General features: G+C 60.1%; 25 protein-coding genes. 13 read left to right on the plus strand and 12 right to left on the minus strand.

Features of this window, described 5'->3' with window-relative positions; genetic code table 11:
- Positions 1 to 58 precede the first annotated feature (58 nt).
- Together lepA and tenA are read right to left on the minus strand one after the other, a co-directional pair.
- Positions 59 to 1,891: a translation elongation factor 4 gene (gene lepA, locus AB8B33_RS23680; protein WP_439017072.1), complete on the minus strand. Its 1,833-nt coding sequence runs from the start codon at positions 1,889 to 1,891 to the stop codon at positions 59 to 61.
- A 76-nt stretch (positions 1,892 to 1,967) separates the two neighbouring features.
- On the minus strand, positions 1,968 to 2,666 hold the full coding sequence (tenA, locus tag AB8B33_RS23685; protein WP_439017073.1) for a thiaminase II: 699 nt from the start codon (positions 2,664 to 2,666) through the stop codon (positions 1,968 to 1,970).
- A gap of 130 nt (positions 2,667 to 2,796) precedes the next feature.
- Between tenA and AB8B33_RS23690 the strand changes: the two genes are divergently transcribed.
- Together AB8B33_RS23690 and AB8B33_RS23695 are read left to right on the plus strand one after the other, a co-directional pair.
- Positions 2,797 to 3,366, plus strand: coding sequence for an XRE family transcriptional regulator (locus AB8B33_RS23690; protein ID WP_113325661.1), 570 nt, complete (start codon positions 2,797 to 2,799; stop codon positions 3,364 to 3,366).
- A gap of 29 nt (positions 3,367 to 3,395) precedes the next feature.
- The gene (locus AB8B33_RS23695) at positions 3,396 to 3,914 is read left to right on the plus strand and encodes a GNAT family N-acetyltransferase (RefSeq protein WP_439017074.1); all 519 of its coding nucleotides are present in this window, start codon (positions 3,396 to 3,398) and stop codon (positions 3,912 to 3,914) included.
- Here AB8B33_RS23695 and AB8B33_RS23700 read toward each other — a convergent pair.
- Positions 3,896 to 4,522, minus strand: a complete 627-nt coding sequence (locus tag AB8B33_RS23700; RefSeq protein ID WP_113325660.1) for an HAD-IA family hydrolase — start codon at positions 4,520 to 4,522, stop codon at positions 3,896 to 3,898. The genes AB8B33_RS23695 and AB8B33_RS23700 overlap by 19 nt on opposite strands.
- Positions 4,523 to 4,675: 153 nt before the next feature.
- Here AB8B33_RS23700 and AB8B33_RS23705 point away from each other — a divergent pair, with 153 nt between their 5' ends.
- From AB8B33_RS23705 to AB8B33_RS23715, 3 genes are all read left to right on the plus strand, one after another.
- Positions 4,676 to 5,701 (plus strand): histone deacetylase family protein, encoded by a 1,026-nt coding sequence (locus AB8B33_RS23705; protein WP_439017075.1) that lies wholly within the window; start codon positions 4,676 to 4,678, stop codon positions 5,699 to 5,701.
- 10 nt (positions 5,702 to 5,711) lie between these two features.
- Positions 5,712 to 6,263: a recombination regulator RecX gene (recX, locus tag AB8B33_RS23710; RefSeq protein ID WP_439017076.1), complete on the plus strand. Its 552-nt coding sequence runs from the start codon at positions 5,712 to 5,714 to the stop codon at positions 6,261 to 6,263.
- 93 nt (positions 6,264 to 6,356) lie between these two features.
- Positions 6,357 to 7,250: an EamA family transporter gene (locus tag AB8B33_RS23715; RefSeq protein WP_439017077.1), complete on the plus strand. Its 894-nt coding sequence runs from the start codon at positions 6,357 to 6,359 to the stop codon at positions 7,248 to 7,250.
- 4 nt (positions 7,251 to 7,254) lie between these two features.
- On the opposite strand, the gene AB8B33_RS23720 is transcribed toward AB8B33_RS23715, so the two are convergent.
- Complete coding sequence (locus tag AB8B33_RS23720) at positions 7,255 to 7,722, minus strand: truncated hemoglobin (protein WP_113325688.1); 468 nt, start codon at positions 7,720 to 7,722, stop codon at positions 7,255 to 7,257.
- Positions 7,723 to 7,894: 172 nt separating this feature from the next.
- Between AB8B33_RS23720 and mbfA the strand changes: the two genes are divergently transcribed.
- Entirely contained in the window at positions 7,895 to 8,878 is a 984-nt protein-coding gene (mbfA, locus tag AB8B33_RS23725; RefSeq protein ID WP_113325689.1) for an iron exporter MbfA, read from the plus strand.
- A 65-nt stretch (positions 8,879 to 8,943) separates the two neighbouring features.
- On the opposite strand, the gene AB8B33_RS23730 is transcribed toward mbfA, so the two are convergent.
- Both AB8B33_RS23730 and AB8B33_RS23735 read right to left on the minus strand, forming a co-directional pair.
- Positions 8,944 to 9,543 carry a transglutaminase-like cysteine peptidase gene (locus tag AB8B33_RS23730; protein WP_113325690.1) on the minus strand — a complete coding sequence of 200 codons (600 nt, stop codon included), beginning with the start codon at positions 9,541 to 9,543 and terminating at the stop codon, positions 8,944 to 8,946.
- A gap of 210 nt (positions 9,544 to 9,753) precedes the next feature.
- Positions 9,754 to 10,551 (minus strand): alpha/beta hydrolase, encoded by a 798-nt coding sequence (locus AB8B33_RS23735; protein WP_439017078.1) that lies wholly within the window; start codon positions 10,549 to 10,551, stop codon positions 9,754 to 9,756.
- Between the two features lie 180 nt (positions 10,552 to 10,731).
- Between AB8B33_RS23735 and infC the strand changes: the two genes are divergently transcribed.
- From infC to pheT, 5 genes are all read left to right on the plus strand, one after another.
- Positions 10,732 to 11,268, plus strand: a complete 537-nt coding sequence (infC, locus tag AB8B33_RS23740) for a translation initiation factor IF-3 (RefSeq protein WP_113325702.1) — start codon at positions 10,732 to 10,734, stop codon at positions 11,266 to 11,268.
- A gap of 298 nt (positions 11,269 to 11,566) precedes the next feature.
- Positions 11,567 to 11,770, plus strand: coding sequence for a 50S ribosomal protein L35 (rpmI, locus tag AB8B33_RS23745; protein WP_004108077.1), 204 nt, complete (start codon positions 11,567 to 11,569; stop codon positions 11,768 to 11,770).
- Positions 11,771 to 11,809: 39 nt separating this feature from the next.
- Positions 11,810 to 12,214: a 50S ribosomal protein L20 gene (gene rplT / locus AB8B33_RS23750; RefSeq protein WP_007813309.1), complete on the plus strand. Its 405-nt coding sequence runs from the start codon at positions 11,810 to 11,812 to the stop codon at positions 12,212 to 12,214.
- 148 nt (positions 12,215 to 12,362) lie between these two features.
- Positions 12,363 to 13,445 carry a phenylalanine--tRNA ligase subunit alpha gene (gene pheS / locus AB8B33_RS23755; protein WP_439017079.1) on the plus strand — a complete coding sequence of 361 codons (1,083 nt, stop codon included), beginning with the start codon at positions 12,363 to 12,365 and terminating at the stop codon, positions 13,443 to 13,445.
- Between the two features lie 15 nt (positions 13,446 to 13,460).
- Entirely contained in the window at positions 13,461 to 15,884 is a 2,424-nt protein-coding gene (pheT, locus tag AB8B33_RS23760; protein WP_439017080.1) for a phenylalanine--tRNA ligase subunit beta, read from the plus strand.
- Between the two features lie 50 nt (positions 15,885 to 15,934).
- Here the strand turns inward: pheT and AB8B33_RS23765 are convergent, their stop codons facing one another.
- Positions 15,935 to 16,294 carry a nuclear transport factor 2 family protein gene (locus AB8B33_RS23765; protein ID WP_113182234.1) on the minus strand — a complete coding sequence of 120 codons (360 nt, stop codon included), beginning with the start codon at positions 16,292 to 16,294 and terminating at the stop codon, positions 15,935 to 15,937.
- A gap of 118 nt (positions 16,295 to 16,412) precedes the next feature.
- Positions 16,413 to 16,913, minus strand: a complete 501-nt coding sequence (locus tag AB8B33_RS23770) for a YciE/YciF ferroxidase family protein (protein WP_439017082.1) — start codon at positions 16,911 to 16,913, stop codon at positions 16,413 to 16,415.
- A gap of 145 nt (positions 16,914 to 17,058) precedes the next feature.
- Between AB8B33_RS23770 and AB8B33_RS23775 the strand changes: the two genes are divergently transcribed.
- Positions 17,059 to 17,676, plus strand: a complete 618-nt coding sequence (locus tag AB8B33_RS23775; protein ID WP_439017083.1) for a hypothetical protein — start codon at positions 17,059 to 17,061, stop codon at positions 17,674 to 17,676.
- Here AB8B33_RS23775 and AB8B33_RS23780 read toward each other — a convergent pair.
- Complete coding sequence (locus AB8B33_RS23780; protein WP_439017084.1) at positions 17,666 to 18,109, minus strand: GNAT family N-acetyltransferase; 444 nt, start codon at positions 18,107 to 18,109, stop codon at positions 17,666 to 17,668. The genes AB8B33_RS23775 and AB8B33_RS23780 overlap by 11 nt on opposite strands.
- Before the next feature lie 14 nt (positions 18,110 to 18,123).
- The gene (locus AB8B33_RS23785) at positions 18,124 to 19,071 is read right to left on the minus strand and encodes an aldo/keto reductase (RefSeq protein WP_439017085.1); all 948 of its coding nucleotides are present in this window, start codon (positions 19,069 to 19,071) and stop codon (positions 18,124 to 18,126) included.
- A gap of 177 nt (positions 19,072 to 19,248) precedes the next feature.
- On the opposite strand from AB8B33_RS23785, the gene AB8B33_RS23790 reads away from it, so the two are divergent.
- Positions 19,249 to 20,235 carry a Gfo/Idh/MocA family protein gene (locus AB8B33_RS23790; protein ID WP_439017086.1) on the plus strand — a complete coding sequence of 329 codons (987 nt, stop codon included), beginning with the start codon at positions 19,249 to 19,251 and terminating at the stop codon, positions 20,233 to 20,235.
- Here the strand turns inward: AB8B33_RS23790 and AB8B33_RS23795 are convergent.
- The gene (locus AB8B33_RS23795) at positions 20,232 to 20,621 is read right to left on the minus strand and encodes a GtrA family protein (RefSeq protein ID WP_310379637.1); all 390 of its coding nucleotides are present in this window, start codon (positions 20,619 to 20,621) and stop codon (positions 20,232 to 20,234) included. The genes AB8B33_RS23790 and AB8B33_RS23795 overlap by 4 nt on opposite strands.
- Positions 20,618 to 21,613: a glycosyltransferase gene (locus AB8B33_RS23800; RefSeq protein WP_310379635.1), complete on the minus strand. Its 996-nt coding sequence runs from the start codon at positions 21,611 to 21,613 to the stop codon at positions 20,618 to 20,620. The genes AB8B33_RS23795 and AB8B33_RS23800 overlap by 4 nt, the downstream gene beginning before the upstream one ends.
- Positions 21,614 to 21,676 lie beyond the last annotated feature (63 nt).

A 21,676-nucleotide genomic window follows, 5' to 3' on the forward strand; every position in this document is an offset into this window, starting at 1 on the left:
GGCTGGCTCGATGGCCAGCCTTTCGTTCATATTTTGGGCTGAATCCGGATAGCTTAACCTACTCGTCGCCCATCTTCAGCGCAGCAATAAATGCTTCCTGCGGGATTTCCACCTTGCCGAACTGGCGCATCCGCTTTTTGCCGGCCTTCTGCTTGTCGAGCAGCTTGCGCTTGCGGGTAGCGTCGCCGCCGTAGCATTTTGCGGTCACGTCCTTGCGCAGTGCCGAGATCGTCTCGCGGGCAATCACGTTGCCGCCGATCGCGGCTTGGATCGGGATCTTGAACATGTGCTTCGGGATCAGCTCCTTGAGCTTCTCGCACATGTCGCGGCCGCGCTTTTCGGCGGCCGTCCGGTGCACCATCATCGACAGAGCGTCGACCGGCTCGCCGTTAACGAGAATCGACATCTTCACGAGGTTGCCCTCGCGATGGTCGGTGAGCGTGTAGTCGAAGGAGGCATAGCCCTTCGAGATTGATTTCAGCCGGTCATAGAAATCGAAGACGACTTCGTTGAGCGGCAGGTCGTAGGTCAGCATCGCGCGCGTACCGACATAGGTGAGCTCGATCTGGATGCCGCGCCGGTCCTGGCAGAGCTTCAGGATACCGCCGAGATAATCGTCCGGCGTCAGGATCGTCGCGCGGATCCACGGTTCGTGGATTTCCGAGATCTTGACGACATCGGGCATGTCGGCCGGGTTGTGCAGCTCGCGCTCCGTGCCGTCGGTCATGTACATCTTGTAGACGACGGACGGTGCGGTTGCGATGAGGTCGAGATCGAACTCGCGCTCCAGCCGTTCCTGGATGATTTCGAGATGCAGAAGGCCAAGGAAGCCGCAACGGAAACCGAAGCCGAGGGCAGCAGACGATTCCATTTCGAAGGAGAAAGAAGCGTCGTTGAGGCGAAGCTTGCCCATGGCGGCGCGCAGATCCTCGAAATCGGCCGCGTCGACCGGGAAGAGACCGCAGAACACCACTGGCTGCGCCGGCTTGAAGCCCGGCAGCGCTTCAGCCGTCGGCCGCTTGTCCTCGGTGATTGTATCGCCGACGCGGGTATCGGCCACTTCCTTGATCGAAGCGGTAATGAAGCCGATTTCGCCGGGGCCGAGGCTGTCGACATTGACCATCTTCGGTGTCAGCACGCCGACGCGCTCCACCTGGTATTTCGCATCCGTGCCCATCATTCGCACGGTCTGGCCCTTGGTCAGCACACCGTCGATGACGCGCACCAGAACCATGACGCCGAGATAGGTATCGTACCAGCTGTCGACGAGCAGCGCCTTCAGCGGCGCCTTTTCGCCGCCCGGGCTCTTCGGCGCCGGCAGCTTGTGGACGATCGCTTCCAGCACATCGGGAATGCCGAGGCCGGTCTTGGCCGAGATCAGCACGGCTTCCGACGCATCGATGCCGATCACTTCCTCGATCTGTTCCTTGATGCGATCCGGTTCAGCGGCCGGCAGGTCGATCTTGTTAAGGACGGTTACGATCTCATGGTTGTTGTCGATCGCCTGGTAGACGTTGGCGAGCGTCTGCGCCTCCACGCCCTGCGAGGCGTCGACGACAAGCAGCGAACCCTCGCAGGCCGACAGCGAACGAGAGACTTCATAGGCGAAGTCGACGTGGCCGGGCGTGTCGATGAGGTTGAGAATGTATTTCTCGCCATTCTTCGCCTGGTAGTGCAGGCGAACGGTCTGTGCCTTGATGGTGATGCCGCGCTCGCGCTCGATATCCATGTTGTCGAGCACCTGCTCGGACATCTCACGCTCGGCAAGGCCGCCGGTCGTCTGGATCAGGCGGTCAGCAAGCGTCGATTTGCCGTGGTCGATGTGGGCCACGATCGAGAAGTTGCGGATATGGGATAGCGGAGTCGTCGAATTGGTGCTCATGCGCGCCATATAGCAGCGCGCAGATCGCCCGCAAAGCGGTAATTATACCGGGGTTTACCCTATTTTGCAGACTGTGGCGTGTGGCTCAGACCGGCCAGGTCTCCAGCCGCCAGGCCGAATCCCAGAACATCCATTCATATTGGGAGGCGCGCACGAAAACCTCCATCATCTGCTGGCGCTCCACCGGCGAGGCGGCGCGGGCGGCAATGTCAGTCAGCGCAATCACTTCGCGCGCGCCGGCTGCAAATTGCGGATCGCCATAGGTGTTGATCCAGGCCTGGAACACATTGCCCTCGATCGCCGGCCTGCTCTTGATGCCTTCGCCGACATGCCAATAGATCCAGAAGCAGGGCAGGATCGCCGACAGTGCCACCGCATAGGAGCTGTGATAGGCCGTCGCCAGCAGGAAATTCGTATAGGCAAAGCACGAGGGCGAGGGCTCTGCCGCCGTCACATCCGCGCTCGAAATCCCGAACTGCGTCAGGAAACCGGCATGCAGACCCTGCTCGACGGTGATCGCTTTCTGAGCCGACCCGAGAAAGCGCAGCACCTGCGCATTGTCGGGCGCCTTGGCCGCGACGATGGCGAGGCAGCGAGCATAATGCTTCAGGTAGATCGCATCCTGCAGGATGTATTGGCGGAAAACCTCCGGTGGCAGCGTGCCATTCGAAAGTCGTTCCAGCAGCGGCAATCGCTCGATCTCGGCCATGATGGGCTTGATCCTGTCCCAGGCGGCAGCCGTGAAGCTCTCCGCCGGCTCAGTGCCTTGCGCAATACCGTCCATCTTGCTCTCCGCTCTTGAATCGCCGCTGCCATATATCGACGCCGCCATGGTGAAAGCAAGGCTGCTCGCGAGGACTTGATTCCATCATTGGATCATGTATTTCTCTTATAGTGGAATCATGGATTGACAAATGGAACAGGAATTCGAGCAGGCAATCGGCATCCGTATTCGCATGCTGCGGACGGAAAAGGGGCTGACACTGGATGATCTCGCTACTGCTTCCGGCGTGAGCCGCGCGATGATCTCCCGGATCGAGCGCGCAGAAGCGAGCCCAACGGCCTCGCTGTTGGCGAGGGTCTGCGCCGCGCTCGGCCTGTCGCTTTCAGAGTTTTTTGCCGATGAAGGGCAGGAAGCGTCGCCGCTCTCGCGTCGTCAGGACCAGCAGATCTGGCGCGATCCGGAAACCGGCTATATGCGCCGCGCCGTCTCGCCGCCGGGCACAGCCTCGGATGTCGATATCGTTGATGTCGAATTTCCGGCTGGCGCACGGGTCAGCTTCCCGCCGCATACCGCCAGCCGCGGCATGACACAGCACGTCTGGCTCTTCGATGGTGAGTTGGAAATGACCGCCGGCGAGACCGTCCATCGCCTCAAGCCCGGCGACTGTCTCTTCATGCCGGTCGGCGACGGCCATGTCTTTCACAATCCGGGTCACGCGCCGGCACGCTATTGTGTCGTGCTGGACCGCGGCGACCGTTAATTCACACGCTCATTTACAGGGGACCTATCATGCCGACCATCCGCCTTCTCTCCGCCGCCGAGGCACACGCGGCGATTCCCGACCTCTGCGACGTGCTTGCCGATTGCGTCAATGGCGGCGCCTCGGTCGGTTTCATGCAGCCCTATACACCTGCGGATGCTGAACCCTATTGGCGCGGCGTCGCTGAAGCCGTGGCCGATGGCGCCACTCTGCTCTTCGGCGCCGAAATGGATGGCAAAATAATCGGCACCGTCCAGGTCGGCGCTGCGCAGATGCCGAACCAGCCGCACCGCGGCGATCTGAAGAAGCTGCTTGTTCACCGCTCCGCTCGCGGCCATGGTTTGGCGCGCCTGCTGATGGACATGGCCGAACGGGAAGCGGCCCGTCGCGGCAAGACGATTCTCGTCCTCGACACGGCAACCGGCAGCGATGCTGAAGCCATCTACCCACGTCTCGGCTGGGAGCGGGTCGGCGTCATTCCCGATTATGCGCTCTGGCCTGAAGGTGGCCTGTGCGCCACCACCTTCTTTTACAAGCGCGTGGCCTGATCGCGTTGTGTAAAGGCGTCTATCGCGTCGGCCAGTCTTGAAGCCGGCGTCCAATGCAGAGCCTTCCAGCCGAAATCCTTGGCCGCCACGATATTCTCCTCGACATCGTCGATGAAGCCGATGTCATCAGGGGCAGCGCCAACGTCTTGCGTAGCAAGCCGGAAGAAATCGCTGAAAGGCTTTCGCGCGCCAAGTGCGGCAGAATAGAACATGCCGTCGAAAAGCGCGCCGAGCCCCAGCACGTCACGCAGGTAAGCAGCGCGCTGGTGTTCCTGGTTGGTGGCGAGGTAAAGAAGCGTGCCCTTGTCCTTTAGGCGGGCGAGATCGTCGAGCAGCTGCCGGTCGAGGCGGGAGTCGTTTTCGAACCAGTAGTCGAGCAAGGTCTGGGCGTTAAGATGCGGTGCGATCCGGCCGAGAACCTCCGTCAGGCGGGGTTCGATCGGCTCCTGGCCGGTGACGATGCCGACCCAGTAAGGCTTGAAGAATTCCTGTTGAAGTAACGGCGCAGGCAGACCTAGGTCGCGCTCGAGATAAGTGAAGAGCGGCAGACCATCCGCCGGCCGTCCGTGAACCAGCACGCCATCGACATCGACCATCAGGATTTTCATCGGGCTTAATCTCTTGAGGAAAAGGGACGCATTCTGAAATCGGGTTGAACGTGGCGTCATCTGCAGTGGCGATCAAGGCGTGTTCAGCGCTTTTTTCTTTAGACGGGCCTGTGTAAGGCTTGAGTCTGACAGACTGATTTGCGGAGGACACTCGTGCGCGTCATCTATTCCGAAGACCACAAGCTGCGTGATGCGAAGACGGAGCTGCATGATGGCCAGCTCGTGACGCCTTTCGAGGCGCCGTTCCGGGCGGAATGGATTCTCGCCGCAGTGAGGGAGGCGGGCTTTTCGGATGTCGTCGCCCCCGAACCGCACGGTCTCGAAACGGCGCGCAAGGTGCATGATCCGGCTTATCTGGAATTCCTGGCGACAGTGTGGGATCGCTGGGTGGCGGCAGGATATAAGGGCGAGGCGATCGCCAATTCCTTCCCCATCCGCCGCACCAGCCAGCGTGTGCCCGAAAACATCGTCGGCGTGATCGGCCATTATGCGAATGCCGCCGACACATCCATCACCAAGGGCTCTTATGAGGCGGCTGTTGCCTCCATGCGCTGCGCGATGACAGGTTCGGACTGGCTGAATGCCGGCCACCGCTTCGCCTTCGCGCTCTGCCGCCCGCCGGGCCATCACGCGGGCATCGATCTCTTCGGCGGCTATTGCTTCATCAATAATTCCGGCGTGGCGGCCCAGCGTCTGCTGGATCACGGCGCCAGGAAGGTTGCCGTGCTCGATGTCGATTTTCATCACGGCAATGGGACGCAGGATCTCTTCTATCGTCGCAGTGATGTCTTCACCGCCTCGCTGCATGGCGATCCCATCCACGCCTTTCCCTATTTCCTCGGTCATGCCGATGAAGCCGGCGAAGGGCAGGGCGAGGGCGCCAACCGCAATTACCCGATGGCGCCCGGCACCAGTTTCGATGTCTGGTCGGCAGCCCTTGCCGATGCGCTTTCTCGCATCAAGGCCTTCGGTGCGGAAGCCATCGTCGTGGCGCTTGGCGTCGATACGTTCGAGCGCGATCCGATTTCCTTCTTCAAGCTGAAATCGGAGGACTTCATTCGCATGGGCGAGATGATCTCAGCCGCCGGCCTGCCGGTCGTCACCTGCATGGAGGGCGGCTACGGAGTGCCGGAGATCGGCCTCAATGTCGCCAATGTGCTCAAGGGTCTGGAAGTCTGATCTCCTCCTGATGACCGACGAGACCGTTCCATCCGATATCCCGACGCCCCGCATGCTGAGCTGGGCACGCAACTCGACCATCTATCGTCTCGAGCGGCGCATGATGACGGAAAAGCAGCTCTTTGACGCCATCACCCGCAAGGCGAAGGAGAAATTCGAGGACATCAGCGCAGCGCAGATCAAGGCTGTCGCCGATTTCGCCGTCAAATTTGCCTATGACAACAAGGCGATCGACGATAGCGCCTATGCTGAAATCAGCACGCGTTCCGCCGTGCGCAGCGGCAAGTCGAAGCGCGCCATTGCCCAGAAGCTTGCGGTCAAAGGCGTCTCCAGCGACAAGGTGGAGGTTGCACTCGAAGAGGCTGACGATCTCTATGCCGCGGCGATATTCGCCCGCAAACGCGCCTTCGGCCCGTTCCGCCGCGTCGAGCTTGACGAAAAACGAAAGGCAAAGGAGCTCTCTGCCTTCGCCCGCAACGGCTTCAGCTTCGAGATCGGCAAGAAGGTTTTCGGTATGAGCTTCGAAGACGCCGAAGAGGTGATCCTCTCAGGCCGCCTCTGATATCGCATCAAGCCTTTTGCTGCCCCGATCAGAAGTTTGAATTTGTCGCTCATGCGCTGCTCTCCTATGAAGAGCGCGCAATCGGAGATATCAATGGAAGAAAGAACGAGCGCCGGACCGGGCACGCTAACGGCGAAGACGCCTGCTGCATTTGGCGGTGTGGCTGCCGGCGGCTTGATGTGCCTCATGTCCATGTCCTCCATCCAGTTCGGGGCGGCGCTGTCCTCCTCCGCCATCGCCACCTATGGGCCGGTCGGTGCCACCTGGCTGCGCCTCGCTTTCGCTGCCATCTTTCTGGCAATCGCGGTGCGCCCGCGCATCTTCAGCTACAGCCGCGCCCAGTGGACAAGTGCCCTGGTCCTCGGCACGACCACGGCGCTGATGACGATGAGTTTTTTCTCGTCGATCGAGCGCATTCCGCTCGGTCTCGCCGTCGCGATCGATTTTCTCGGACCGCTTTCCGTCGCGACCATTGGCTACGGATTGAGCCGGCGCCTCATCTGGCCGCTCATTGCCGCTTTCGGCGTTCTGGCCCTCGCTCATGACGGGGAAGGCTGGGTTGGGGATCCCCTTGGTGTTCTCTTTGCATTTGGTGCGGGAACCGGCTGGGCAATCTATATCGTGCTCACGAAGAAGATCGGCGCAAGCTTCAAGGGTCTTGAAGGACTTTCCATGTCGCTCATGGTTGCCGCGGTGGTCGCAACGCCCTTCGGCTTTGCTGGCACGGTGCCGAAGCTTGATGCCGACGGCCTGATTGAAATGGCGGGCCTAGCCATTCTGGTGCCACTGCTGCCCTACACACTGGAGCTGATCGCGCTGCGGCGCATGCCGACGGCCTCCTTCGGCATCCTCATGAGCCTGGAACCCGCCATTGCAGCCCTCGCAGGCTTCGTCATTCTGGCACAGCCTATGACGCTTCTGCAGATGGCCGGAACGGCTTTGGTCGTCGCCGCAAGCGCTGGCGCGACCTTTTCGGCAAGGCAGTAAAGCGTCAGCCCATCTTCTTCGCGGGATCGTCAAGCGCTGGATTGTAGAAGAGCGACAGCGTCAGGCTCTTTGCGATCCGCTCCGCAGTCGCCATGAACCACTCCTTGGCTTCCGGCGTCGGTGCCACATCGTCGAGCGTTTGCGAAAACAGCGAAAGCCATTTCGGGAAAAGCTCCGGCGTCATGTTCGCAACGCCGAGATGCGCCTGCACCGGCTTGCCGCCATAGGCGCCGCTGCGAAAGGCGACGGACGACCAGAAGCTCTTCATCTTCTGCATATGTTCGGGCCAGCGGCCGGAAAGCCGCGCATCAAAGACAGGTCCGAGCTCGGGATGCCTGAGCACCCGCCCGTAGAAAGTCTCCACCAGCTTCGAAATGAAGGCCTCGTCCACGCCGATCGCCTTCATCTCAGCCTCGGCTTTTTCACGGATCGCGGCAACATGCGCGGCTCGTCCCTGTATCTCGCTATTCATCTTTAACCCCGGTGCCGCGTGCTGCAGCAGCTTCCATATAGGTTGACGTGCTGCCTCAGCAAAGCGCGATCGGCAGATCGCGGCATTCTGTCAATCCCGCCGGGCTTTGATCTTGACCCACGCGGGTTGCCTCTTTAGATTTAGAATAATTCTAAATTACTGGAGATTCCTTATGTTGGCCCGTTTTTTCAGATCACCGAAACGTTCCTTCCGCTCTCTCTCCGAGCAGGAAATCCTGGCGCTCGCCATCGCCTCGGAAGAAGATGATGCCCGCATCTATCTCGCCTACGCGGAGCATTTGCGACAGGAGTTTCCGGCCTCTGCCAAGGTGTTTGAAGATATGGCGGAGGTGGAGGACACGCACCGAAAGTCGCTGATCGAAATTCACCGCCAGCGCTTCGGTGAACGCATCCCGCTGATCCGCCGCGAGCATGTCGAGGGCTTTTACGAGCGCAAACCGGACTGGCTGCGTGCCAACCTCTCTCTCGATGCCATCAGGCAGGAAGCCGAGGCGATGGAGGAGCAGGCCTACCGCTTCTATGTCGAGGCGATCAAGCAGACCTCCGATGCCTCCACCCGTCAGTTGCTTGGCGATCTCGCTCTCGCCGAACAGGGCCATGAGGACATCGCCCGCATGCTGGGCGACAAGCACACGCCTGACGATGTAAAAAAGGAGGAGGATGAGACCGCGCGCCGCCAGTTCGTCCTGACCTATGTGCAGCCGGGCCTTGCCGGTCTGATGGATGGTTCGGTCTCGACGCTGGCGCCGATCTTCGCTGCGGCTTTTGCCACGCAGGATACCTGGCAGACCTTCCTCGTCGGCCTGTCGGCCTCGGTCGGTGCCGGCATCTCCATGGGCTTCACGGAGGCCGCCCATGACGACGGCAAGATCTCGGGCCGCGGCTCGCCGATCAAGCGCGGCCTTGCCTGCGGCATCATGACGGCGCTCGGCGGTCTCGGCCACGCACTGCCCTACCTGATCCCGGACTTCTGGACCGCGACCATTACCGCCGCCATCATCGTCTTCTTCGAGCTCTGGGCGATCGCCTTCATCCAGAACAAATATATGGAGACGCCGTTCCTGCGCGCCGCCTTCCAGGTGGTCGTCGGCGGCAGCCTCGTGCTCGCAGCCGGTATTTTCATCGGGAACGCGTGAAGCATAGCTCAGAAATGAAAAAGGCCGGCTTTCGCCGGCCTTTCCCACAGTCCCCTCAAAATTAATTATTTCAGAGCGCCGACCAGAACGTCGCGGCCATTCTCGATGGTGACCCAGCGACCAGCATTGAAGCTCGACTGGCGCTTGATGAAGCTATAGGGCGTCGCAAACCACGGCTTGACGTCGGAAGCCAGGTTGTCGAGCACGAAATCGCCCTCGGCAGTACGCAACGTCAGCACCGCGTGACCTTCACCATCAGGCTTGCGAACAACTGTCATCAGCAGATCGGCAGGTGAGAAGCCACGCTGGATGAGGATACGGCGCTTCAGAAGCGCGAAGTCCTCGCAGTCGCCAGCCGTGGTCGGATAGGCCCAGACCTCGTCCTTGCCGTAGATTTCCTTGTCGGTCATCGGCGTGATGGTGCGGTTGACGGTCGCGTTGACCGAACGGACCGTGGCCCACTTGGCGCCGGTCATGGCGAGCGGACCGGCATTGCGGTTGGCACCGCATTCGCTGCGGTGCGTCTGACAGAAGTCGTAATGACCGACCGGCTGCGATGTCGCATTGCCGGTCACCATGGAGGCATTTTTGCTAGGAGCCGGAATAGCGGCCGGCGCCATTGCAAATACGGCCATCATGGCCACGAGGAAACCCTTGATCCGCACGCCCTACTTCCCTGCATCGCCCTTCATTTATTAACAAACAGTTAACGGAGAGGGCTGAAAGGAGTCAATCGTTACTTCTTGGGAGGGCCTTGCAACTCGTAGACATGGTTAAAATGCAACATAACCTTAGGGATATCTGAGCATAACTTGCTCAACCAAAGTCCTCTATTCGGGCAGTTGCATATTCTTTGGTGGACGACTGGCTTCAGTCTATCGGATGAGGCCTTTGACGGCGCTGCGCAGCCGCTCGATGTCCTGGGGGCGCGACAGCCTGTGGTCGCCGTCGCGGATGAAGGTCAGCACCACGTCGTCGGCAGGAAGATGTTCCACGAGTTTCATCGCATGCAGATAGGGCACGTCAGCATCTTTCATGCCCTGCAGGATATGGATTGGGCAGCCTGTTTCGATAATGCCGGTCAGCACCCGGTTCTGGCGGCCGTCCTCGATGAGGGCGCGTGTATAGATGTTGGGCTCCGGGCTATACTGCGAGCGTTCCTCGAAATAGCCGCGCTCCTCCAGCGAGGCGCGTTCCTTCTTCTTGAGGTGCGGCTCGATGAGATCAGAGGTGAAGTCCGGCGCCGGCGCTATCAACACCATGCCTTCGAGCTTTGGACCGCCGTCTTTCGCAAGCTCCTGCGCCACTCTGAGTGCGATCCAGCCGCCCATCGAAGAGCCGATGAGGATCATCCGTTTGGGGGCGGTATCGCGGATCACCGCGAGCGCCTCCTGCAGCCACCGCGAGATCGTGCCGTCGGTGAAGGTACCGCCGGAAAGCCCGTGACCGGAATAGTCGAGGCGGATGCAGGCGGCACCCAGTTCCTCCGCCAGCCGGTCGATTTCGACGGCCTTGCTGCCGCTCATGTCGGATCGGTAGCCGGATAGCCAGACGAGGGCGGGAAGGTCGGCGCCTGTCCGCGCCGGCCGCAGCAGCATGGCGATCTGCCGTGCGTCCTCGTCTTCACCGACTGTCAGGAACTTCGGCTGAAGAATGGGCATCTCGTCGGACATCGGGCAGAACTCCTATTATTTTGGTCTATAAAACAGATTCTTGACAGGCTGACAGCAGGTGATTTTTCCGCTATAGGATGTTATTGAATCCGTTGCAGTGATGGCGTGACCCGTTTGTGCCCCCTTTCGAACTGGGACACGAAGCTGCAACGTTCCGAACAACGCGAGGAGAATACGACCATTCGCAGACCCTTTAAAACCGACGCGCCCGTAAAGGATGGACCGCGTTCGAACCGTGAAATCCGCATTCCCAAAGTTCAGCTGATTGGGGCGAACGGTGAGAATCTGGGCGTCGTGCCTACCGACCAGGCCTTGAGAATGGCGGAAGAAGCCGGCCTCGACCTCGTCGAAATTTCTCCCAATGTCGAGCCGCCGGTGTGTAAGATCCTCGATCTGGGCAAGCTGAAATATGCCAACCAGAAGAAGGCCGCCGAGGCGCGCAAGAAGCAGAAGGTGGTTGAAGTCAAAGAAATCAAAATGCGTCCGAACATCGACACTCATGACTATGAAGTGAAGATGAAGGCGATGGGCCGCTTCTTTGACGAAGGTGACAAGGTGAAGGTAACGCTGAAGTTCCGTGGCCGCGAAATGGCCCACCAGGAACTCGGCATGAAGCTTCTCCAGCAGGTCAAGGCCGACACGCTTGAGATTGCCAAGGTCGAAGCCGAGCCCAAGCTCGAAGGCCGCCAGATGATGATGGTGCTGGCGCCGAAGTAACCGGTGTCGCATCCTTTCGCTCAAAGCCGTCCAACAGGGCGGCTTTTGTGTTTCTTGCGGGTGCAAGAATCATCATCCTCCCCGTTGCACTTTCACGACGCTGCGGTTATAAGCGCGCGTCCGAACTGACCGGCAGGGCATGCCGTGGCAGTTTCGAATGCTTGCGGGCAGGTTTCGTCACTGGCCCCGCAGATCAACAACAAACGCTCCCGCGCCTTTGGCGAAGACCGTGACAGGGCTTTCGCAGAAGGGCTTCTTTGATGAAGCGGGTGAGGAGCTCTCAGAACGGAGTAGCAAAATGCCCAAGATGAAGACGAAGTCCTCTGCCAAGAAGCGGTTCAAGATCACCGCCACCGGCAAGGTCAAGGCGGCTGCCGCTGGCAAGCGCCATGGCATGATCAAGCGCACGAACAAGTTCATTCGCGATGCACGCGGCACCATGGTTCTGGCAGAACCCGATGGCCGCAAGGTTGTGAAGAACTATCTGCCGAACGGTCTCTGAGACTATTCCGGTAACGCGTTAGATTAAGGAGATCATGAAATGGCACGTGTAAAAAGAGGCGTCACCGCCCACGCCAAGCACAAGAAGGTTCTGAAGCAGGCCAAGGGTTTCTACGGCCGCCGCAAGAACACCATCCGTACCGCCAAGGCTGCCGTTGACCGCGCCAAGCAGTACGCATACCGCGACCGCAAGGTTAACAAGCGCAACTTCCGCGCCCTCTGGATCCAGCGTATCAACGCTGCCGTCCGCGAATTCGGCCTGACCTATGGCCGCTTCATCGACGGCCTGAACAAGGCTGGCATCGAAGTAGACCGCAAGGTTCTCTCCGACATGGCAATCCATGAGCCGGAAGCATTCGGTGCCCTGGTTGCTGCCGCCAAGAAGGCCCTTGAATATCTCAAGGAAACCGGCACGGCTAACGAGTTTGAAGGCGCGGTTCGTTAACCAGCGCTTCCCAAGCTTGACGCTTTTTTGAATTTTGGGAAACCCGCGCTGGTTTGGGCTAGCGCGGGTTTTTCTTTCTTTGTACTGCTTGCGCGGCCTTGCCGCGCCCGCCTTTCGAACGCCGCCTGATCTGGACGGAAAGAAGACAATGTCAGATATCGACCAGCTTAAATCCTCTCTGCTTGCCGAAATTGCCGCCGCCAATGACGAGCCTGCGCTCGAAACCGTTCGTGTTTCCGCGCTCGGCAAGAAGGGCTCGATTTCTGAGCTGCTGAAGACGCTCGGCGCCATGACGCCGGAAGAGCGACAGACCCGCGGCGCAGCAATCAATGCACTGAAGAACGAAGTAACCGACGCCCTGGCCGACCGCAAATCGGTGCTGAAGGAAGCTGCGATCAACGCCCGCCTGAAGGCTGAAACGGTCGACGTCAGTCTGCCGGTCCGTTCCTCACCGGCCGAGCGCGGCCGCATCCATCCGATCAGCCAGATTGTCGACGAAATCACCGCAATATTCGGTGACATGGGTTTCTCGATTGCCGAAGGCCCCGATATCGAGACCGACTATTACAATTTCACGGCTCTGAACTTCCCCGAGGGACATCCGGCCCGCGAGATGCACGACACCTTCTTCTTCAATCCGGATGAGAAGGGCGAGCGCAAGGTTCTGCGCACGCATACCTCGCCGGTGCAGGTTCGCACGATGGAATCGCAGAAGCCGCCGATCCGCATCATCATTCCCGGCAAGACCTACCGCCAGGATTCCGATGCCACGCATTCGCCGATGTTCCATCAGGTCGAAGGCCTGGTCATCGACAAGAAGGCCAATGTCGCCAATATCCGCTGGGTGCTCGAAGAATTCTGCAAGACCTTCTTCGAGGTGGACAGCGTGACGATGCGTTTCCGCCCGTCCTTCTTCCCCTTCACCGAGCCCTCCTTCGAGGTTGACATCCAGTGCGACCGCTCCGGTCCGATCGTCAAGTTCGGCGAAGGCACCGACTGGATGGAAATCCTCGGCTGCGGCATGGTCCACCCGAACGTGCTGCGCTATGGCGGGCTCGATCCGGACGAATATCAGGGCTTTGCCTGGGGCATGGGCCTCGACCGTATCGCCATGCTGAAATACGGCATGCCCGACCTGCGCGACTTCTTCAATGCCGATGTCCGCTGGATGAATCACTATGGCTTCCGCCCGCTCGACATGCCGACGCTGTTCGGCGGTCTCAGCGTTTAAGGGAGGATTGGACCTATGAAATTCACGCTTTCCTGGCTGAAGGATCATCTGGAAACGGATGCCACGCTCGATGAGATCTGCATCCGCTTGACTGAGATCGGGCTGGAAGTGGAAGATGTCGACGACAAGGCGGCCTTCAAGCCCTTCGTCATCGCCAAGGTTCTCTCGGCCGAAAAACACCCGCAGGCCGATCGCCTGAAGGTGCTGATGGTCGATATCGGTGAGGGTGCTCCGGTGCAGGTCGTCTGCGGCGCACCGAATGCGCGTGCAGGCCTCGTCGGCGCCTTTGCTGCTCCTGGCACCTATGTTCCCGGCATCGACGTGACGCTGTCGGTCGGCAATATCCGCGGTATCGAAAGCCGCGGCATGATGTGCTCGGAAAAGGAACTGCAGATCTCCGACAATCACGACGGCATCATCGACCTTCCGGAAGATGCGCCCGTGGGCACGAGCTACGCCGCCTATTCCCATCTCGACGATCCGGTCATCGAGATCAACCTGACGCCGAACCGTCCGGACTGCACCTCGATCTATGGCATCGCGCGCGATCTCGCAGCCTCCGGCCTCGGCACGCTGAAGACGCGCCCCGCGCCGTCCTTCGCCGTCGAAGGCGAAACGCCGGTCAAGCTGACGCTCGAGCTCGATGATGCAAAGCTCTGCCCGGGCTTCAGCCTCAGGCTCGTGCGCGGCGTGAAGAATGGTCCGAGCCCGCGCTGGATGCAGCAGCGGCTGCTCGCCATCGGCCTGCGCCCGATCAATGCGCTCGTCGATATCACCAACTACATGACCTTCGATCAAGGCCGGCCGATGCACGTCTTTGACGCCGCCAAGGTCAAGGGCAACCTGACTGTGCGCCGCGCCAAAGAAGGCGAGACGGTATTGGCGCTCGACCAGCGCGAGTACAAGCTCGGCCCGAACAATGTCGTCATCGCCGACGAGGACGGTATTGAATCGATCGGCGGCATCATGGGCGGCGAACATTCCGGCTGTGATGAAAACACCGTTGACGTGCTGATTGAATCCGCTCTCTGGGATCCGATGAACATCGCCAAGTCTGGCCGCGCGCTCGGCATCATCACCGATGCGCGCTACCGTTTCGAACGCGGCGTCGATCCGGAATACATGGTTCCCGGCCTCGAGCGCACGACGGAACTGGTGCTGGAACTTTGCGGCGGCGCCCCGGCAAAGGCGGAGATCGTCGGCTACAAGGGTTACGAGCCGAAGATCGTCGACTTCCCCTATTCGGAGGTCAAGCGGTTGACCGGCCTCGAGGTCTCGACGGACGAAAGCAACACGATCCTGACCCGTCTCGGCTTCAAGGTTTCCGGCTCCGGCGAACGCGTCTCCGTGGCGGTTCCCTCCTGGCGTCCTGACGTGGACGGCAAGGCCGATCTCGTCGAAGAGGTCATGCGCATCCACGGCGTCGACAACATCAAGCCAGCGCCGCTCGAAAGTCATGCTGCTGTCAACGGTCGCATCCTGACGGTGCTGCAGATCCGCACCCGCTCCGCCAAGCGCGCGCTCGCCTCGCGCGGCATGCTGGAAGCCGTCACCTGGTCTTTTATTCCGGAAGATCAGGCAAAGCTCTTCGGCGGTGGTTCTCCGGCCCTCAAGCTTGCCAATCCGATCGCAGCCGAAATGTCGGACATGCGCCCCTCGCTGCTGCCGGGTCTGCTGACGGCCGCCCAGCGCAATGCCGATAAGGGCTATGGCGATGTGGCGATCTTCGAAGTCTCTGGCACCTACGAAAACGACACGCCGGAAGGCCAGCGGCGCGTCGCCGGCGGCATCCGCCGTGGCACGGCATCGCTTTCCGGCGCCGGCCGCATGTGGTCGAATGCGGCAAAGGGCGGCGGCCAGCCGGTCGATGTCTTCGATGCCAAGGCCGATGCGCTTGCCGTTATCGAAGCCTGCGGCCTGCCGACGGGCAATATCCAGATCGAGCGGGGTGGTCCGGAATGGTATCACCCCGGCCGTTCCGGGACGATCAAGATGGGTCCGAAGGTGATCCTCGGCTATTTCGGCGAGTTCCATCCGACCACGCTTGAAAAGCTTGATGTGTCCGGTGCTCTCTGCGGCTTCGAAGTCTATCTCGATGCCATGACAGAGCCGAAGAAGAAGGCGACCCGCACCAAGCCGGCGCTCGAACTTTCGCCCTTCCAGGTGGTCAAGCGCGACTTCGCATTCGTCGTCGACAAGACGGTGGAAGCCGGCGCCATCATCAAGGCGGCCACCAGCGTCGATCGCAAGCTTATCACTGGCGTCAACGTCTTCGATATTTTCGAAGGTGCCTCGGTTGGCGAGGGTAAGAAATCTGTTGCGATCGAGGTCCAGATCCAGCCGGCCGACCGCACGCTGACCGACGAGGATTTTGAAGCGCTGACGCAGAAGATCGTCGCCAGCGTCGCCAAGTTCACCGGCGGCGTCCTCAGAAGCTGATCCGGCTAACAGAAAGTTTGAGAAGACCGGCGGCGCAAGCTGCCGGTCTTTTATATGTGAAGATGATAGAGCTTGCTGACGATCGTCCAGCGTCCGTCGATCTTCAATAGTGACAGATAGTCGGTGAAGCGCATGCCGGCAAAATCGTCGGTCACTTTCACAGTCGCCGCATCGCCGGAAATATCGATGCTGCCGATGTCCATATAAGGCTGAGTTCCGGGTGGTGCGGCCCCTTCCTCAAGGATTGCCGCGATGAATTCATCGCGCGAGAGCCATTCCACCGCATTCTGATAGTGCCCGATGATCGAGCTCTTCGGGTGAAAGGCTTTCTTCAGGGCTGCTTCATTGGCGAAGGCCATGCCCTCGACATAGAGATGAACCGTCGCTTCGATTGCCTGCCTGTCGGCCATATCGACACCTCGCCTCACATTCTGAAGGAAATGATAGCGGGGTCGTCGGCGAAGGCAAGGCTGGGAGAAGGAGAGCGGCCGGCGCCGGCCGCTCTCCTTGCCGGTATGAGGACAAGTATCAGGCTGCGCGAGACGCTTTCTGGTTCGCGGCAGTCGTTGCAAGCTTCGTCAGAAGCTGGTCGGTCTTGCCTTCTTCCTGCAGCGTCTGATCGAGAAGCGTGACGGCTCCCTTGAAGCCCAGCGTCTGCGCCCAGGTCTTCAGTGTCCCGTAGCGAGCGATTTCATAATGCTCGACGGCCTGAGCCGAGGAGATCAGGCCTGCATCAATCGCGGCAGTACCTTTGAAATCCTCGATGATTTCCTCGCCTTCGGCAATGATGCCCTGGATCGCCTCACAGGTCTTGCCCTGGGCGCGCTTGCCGATGATTTCGAAGACCTGCTGCAGCCGCTCGACATGACCTTCGGTTTCTTCGCGATGCTTCTCGAAACCCGCCTTCAGTTCCTGGGACTGGGCAGCGCGCGCCATCTTCGGCAGGGCGCGCAATATCTGCCGTTCGGCGAAATAGATGTCCTTGAGCGTATCGTAAAACAGATCTTCCAGTGTCTTTTCCTTGGCCATTGTTCCGTTCCTTCGTTAGGGGATTCGCGCCCTTTCGGCGACACTCTTAGAAGCGAATACCGCGCTAATTGTTCCCGGCGCATTTCGGGTGGAACGGCTCCATTTTCCGGGCAATGATGTCTGGAGCAATCGGGGAGGACAGTGCATGAAGAGCCCGGGATCGATGAAGGGACTGGAGGATCTCGGTCGGGTGCGCCTGTCTCGGAACTTCTTCTTCCGCGATTTCCTCCACTCAGAGATCGCCGATTTCTATCGCATCCCGAACATCCCCGACGATCCCGATCTTGCCGTCGAAACGGGCCGGCGTCTCTGCGAGGAATTGCTGGAGCCGTTGGAAGCGACGTTCGGGCGCCTTCATATCCGCTCCGGCTACCGCTCGCCTGCGGTCAATCGCTTCGGCAATGAGAACAACCTGAACTGCTCGACCAATGCCGCCACCGCCGCCCATCATATCTGGGACATGCGCGACTTCGACGGCTGCATGGGAGCGGCCGCCTGCATCGCCGTTCCCTGGGTGGTCGATCGTTATAGTGACGAAAGCAATTGGCAGAGGCTCGCCTGGTGGATCCATGACCACCTACCCTATGCCTCGCTTTGCTTCTTCCCGAAACTATGGGCCTTCAACATCCAGTGGCATGAGCGGCCGAAGCGGGTGATCCAGAGCTATGTGCGCCCGCGCGGCATCCTGACCAAGCCGGGCATGGCCAATTGGGAAGGTGATCATTCCGAATGGTATGAGGGCTTTCCGCAACTCAAAAATTGATGCGGTAGCGGATGTGGCCGTCACTCTTGACGTATGTATCATAGAGCGCGCGGGCCGTCTTGTTCTGCTCGCTCGTATGCCAGTAGAGCCGCGACCAGCCGTTCTTCTTGCAGAGGGCTACGAGGTCGTCCATCAGCGCCCGGCCGACACCCTTGCCGCGCACATTTTCTGATACGAACAGGTCTTCGAGATAGCAGTCCCTACCGCGGATCCATGTGCCTTCATGTGTCAGGCAGAGTGTAAAGCCCACGACTTCGCCGTCGAGTTCCGCCACTCGCATGAAGATTGCCGACGCCGGATCGAAGACCCGGCGCCAGGTGGAATCGGTAATATCGGCATCGACGGTGACCTCGTAGAACGCGAGATAGTCGGCCCAGAGAGCACGCCAGCGCGTCTCGTCTTCGGGTCTCGCATCGCGGATCGTCACGGTCATGCCATCACCTCGTTTCAGGCGCCTACCTCGTCAAGCAGCGCCATTGCCTCGTCGGAGAGCTTGAGCGTTGCCGATTTCACCAGGCTTTCAAGCTGCGAAAGGCTGGTAGCACTGGCGATCGGCGCCGTCACGCCCTTCTTGCGCAAGAGCCAGGCGAGAGAGATTTCCGCCGGCTTGGCGCCCGTCTCGGCCGAAACCTTGTCGAGTGCCGCGAGAATGCGCATGCCCTTGTCGTTGAGATACTGGGCAACGCGGCCTTCGCGGGCCCGGCCCTCCGTATCCGCCTTGCTGCGGTATTTGCCGGACAGGAACCCGGCTGCGAGGCTGAAATAGGTGATGACGCCGATATCGTCCTTCACGCAGAGATCGGCAAGCGGGCCTTCAAAGCTCGAACGCTCATAGAGGTTATATTCCGGCTGCACCGCCTGATAGCGCGGCCGGCCGGCCTTGTCCGCGGCGTCGAAGGAGGCCTGCAGCAGGCTCGCATCATAGTTCGAGCAGCCCACGGAGCGGATCTTGCCCTGTTCGAGCAGCTTGGCATAGGCGCCAAGCGATTCCTCATGCGGCGTATCGGCATCCGGCCAGTGCGACAGATAGAGGTCGATATAATCGGTCTGCAGCCGGCGCAGCGAGTCCTCAACTGCCTTCAGAATATAGTTGGCCTTCAGCGTCTTGCCCTGCCCCATGTCGGAGCCGACCTTGGTGATGATCACGGCCTTGTCGCGGGAGACCTTTCCCTTCTTCAGCCACTTGCCGATGATCTCTTCAGAGTCGCCGCCCTTATTGCCCGGCACCCAGGCGGAATAGACGTCGGCGGTGTCGATCGTGTTGAGACCCGCATCGAAGAAGCCGTCCAGAATATCGAAGGACGTTTTCTCGTCGGCCGTCCAGCCGAAGACATTGCCGCCGAAGACGATCGGCGAGATCGAAAGACCTGTTTTTCCAAGCCGGCGCATTTCCATGGCGCTCTCCCAAAATGCTGAAGTGATTGAAATCTGAAACGGCAGAACGCCGTCCATCGGTAACCTAGCGCGGAGTGTCCTGGAAGGAAACCAAACTTCCGTGATCGGCCGTCGCGCCATTGCGCCGCAAGAGAGGGCTGAATAAGGTGCGCCCGATGGATTTCAGGAGGACCTTTCATGTTGCGTTTCGGTATACTTTCAACGGCCAAGATCGGCCGGGACAATGTCGTTCCCGCCATTCAGGATGCGGAAAACTGCGTTATTACCGCTATTGCCAGCCGTGATTTTGCGCGCGCCCGTGACATGGCGGACCGCTTCTCCGTGCCGCATGCCTTCGGCTCCTACGAGGAAATGCTGGCGTCCGACGTGATCGATGCCGTCTATATTCCGCTGCCGACCTCCCAGCATATCGAATGGTCGATCAAGGCTGCGGATGCCGGCAAGCATGTACTCTGCGAAAAGCCGATTGCGCTGAAGGCCTCCGAGATCGACGATCTCATCGCCGCCCGCAACCGCAACAAGGTCATCATCAGCGAAGCCTTCATGGTCACCTATTCGCCGGTCTGGCGGAAGGTTCGCTCGCTTCTCCAGGATGGCGCGATCGGCGAGCTTCGGCATGTGCAGGGCGCCTTCACCTATTACAACCGCGACCCCGGCAACATGCGCAACATCCCGGCGCTTGGTGGCGGCGGCCTGCCTGACATCGGCGTCTATCCCGTCATCAGCACCCGCTTCTCCACCGGCAAAGAGCCGTCCTGGGTCCAGGCGATCACCGAGCGCGATGCCGAGTTCGGCACCGATATCTATTCCAGCGTGAAGGCCGATTTCGGCGATTTCGAGCTGAGCTTCTATATTTCCACCCAGATGGCCGGCCGCCAGATCATGGTCTTCCACGGCACCGACGGCTATATCGAGGTCAAGTCGCCCTTCAACGCCAATCGCTGGGGCCCTGAGGAGATCGAAGTGACCAATCGTGGTCATAACGAATCCCAGATCATCCGTTTCCAGGACAGCCGCCAGTACAGGTGCCAGGCGGAAGCTTTTGCCCGCGCTGCTGCAGGCGAAAAGGAAGAGATCGTTACGCTGGAAGATTCCAAGCTCAACCAGAAGGTCATCGACGCCATCTACCGCGCCAGCGAGCAGGATGGTTGGGAAGCCGTTTAATTTTTCTCGGCTTTGCCGCGGAAGACGAAGCGGGAATAGCCGAAGAAGCTGAAGAACATCGACGCTGCGGTCGCGAGCACCATCGCGACAAGCGGCTGCAGCGCCGGTAGCGATAGAAGCAGCGCCGAGTAGAGCCCATAATTGACGAGGGCGGCCGTCACGCCGACCGACCCGTAGCGGAAGCCTTCTGCGGCCAGCGACCGGCCTGATCGGTCGAACGTGAAAGTCCGGTTGAAGGCCCATGTCGTCGCCATCGCGAGCGCAATGGCAAACAGCCGGGCGATGAAGGGACCGAGTGGCGTCACGTGCAGGAGCAGCGCAAGCACGCCCGCATCGACGATAAAACCCAGCCCACCGGCGATCGCGAAACGAACGAGCTTCTTCATGCGGCATCCGCTTTCTTGCCATCAAGCGTTATGGCTGAGGTTTTATCCTTTACCGAAACCGGTGCCGCAAGGCTCATATAATGGATGCGCAACTGCTCAGCCCGCGATCGCGCAACGGAATCGAGGATTACACCGGCAGTAAACAGCATGATGGAGATCATCGCCAGTGCCGTCGAAAGCACCCAGGTCGGCATGCGGCTGACGAGGCCGGTTGCAAAATATTCTGCCAGCACCGGCCCCATGAAGCCGAGACTTGCCAGCATGAAGAGGGCGCTGATCGTGCCGAAGAAAGCGAAGGGCCGCGTTTCCTTCATCAGCATGGCAAACATCCAGAGGATCTTGCCGCCGTCGCGGAAGGTCGACAGCTTCGAATGCGAGCCTTCCGGGCGCCTCCCGTAATGCAGTTCCAGTTCACTGACAGGCAATTTCAGCCGCGACGCATGCACCGACATTTCCGTCTCGATCTCGAAGCCGCCGGAAACCGCGGGGAAACTCTTGACGAAACGGCGTGAGAAGGCTCGATAGCCGGAGAAGATGTCGGTGAAGTCAGGCCCGAAGATCGCGCGATAGAGGATGTTGAACAGCCGGTTCCCGAGGGCATGTCCCTGCCGGCCGGCATCGTCATGCACGCCGCGCCGCGTGCCGACCACCATATCGGCCCGTTCCGTCAGCAGCGTCCGCACCAGCTCTTCGGCATCCTCGGGCGCATAGGTCCCGTCGCCGTCGGCGATGATGTAGATGTCGGCATCGATATCGGCGAACATGCGCCGCACCACATGACCCTTGCCCTGGCGCCGCTCGCGCACGACATGCGCGCCGGCGAGCATGGCATGCAACGCCGTGCCATCGGTGGAATTGTTGTCGTAGACATGGATATGCGCATCGGGCAGTGCCGCCCGGAAACCCCTGACGACAGCCCCGATCGTCGCCGCTTCGTTGTAGCAGGGAAGCAGAACGGCAATATCAGGACTTTCGCTGAGCGATCGCGCCATGAGGTTACACTCGTTACAAAGAAACCGCGGCGAATTTACGCCATGCAGCGTTAACAAGCCCCT

It is taken from the genome of Rhizobium sp. 768_B6_N1_8 (assembly GCF_051811225.1).
Lineage (GTDB): Bacteria > Pseudomonadota > Alphaproteobacteria > Rhizobiales > Rhizobiaceae > Rhizobium.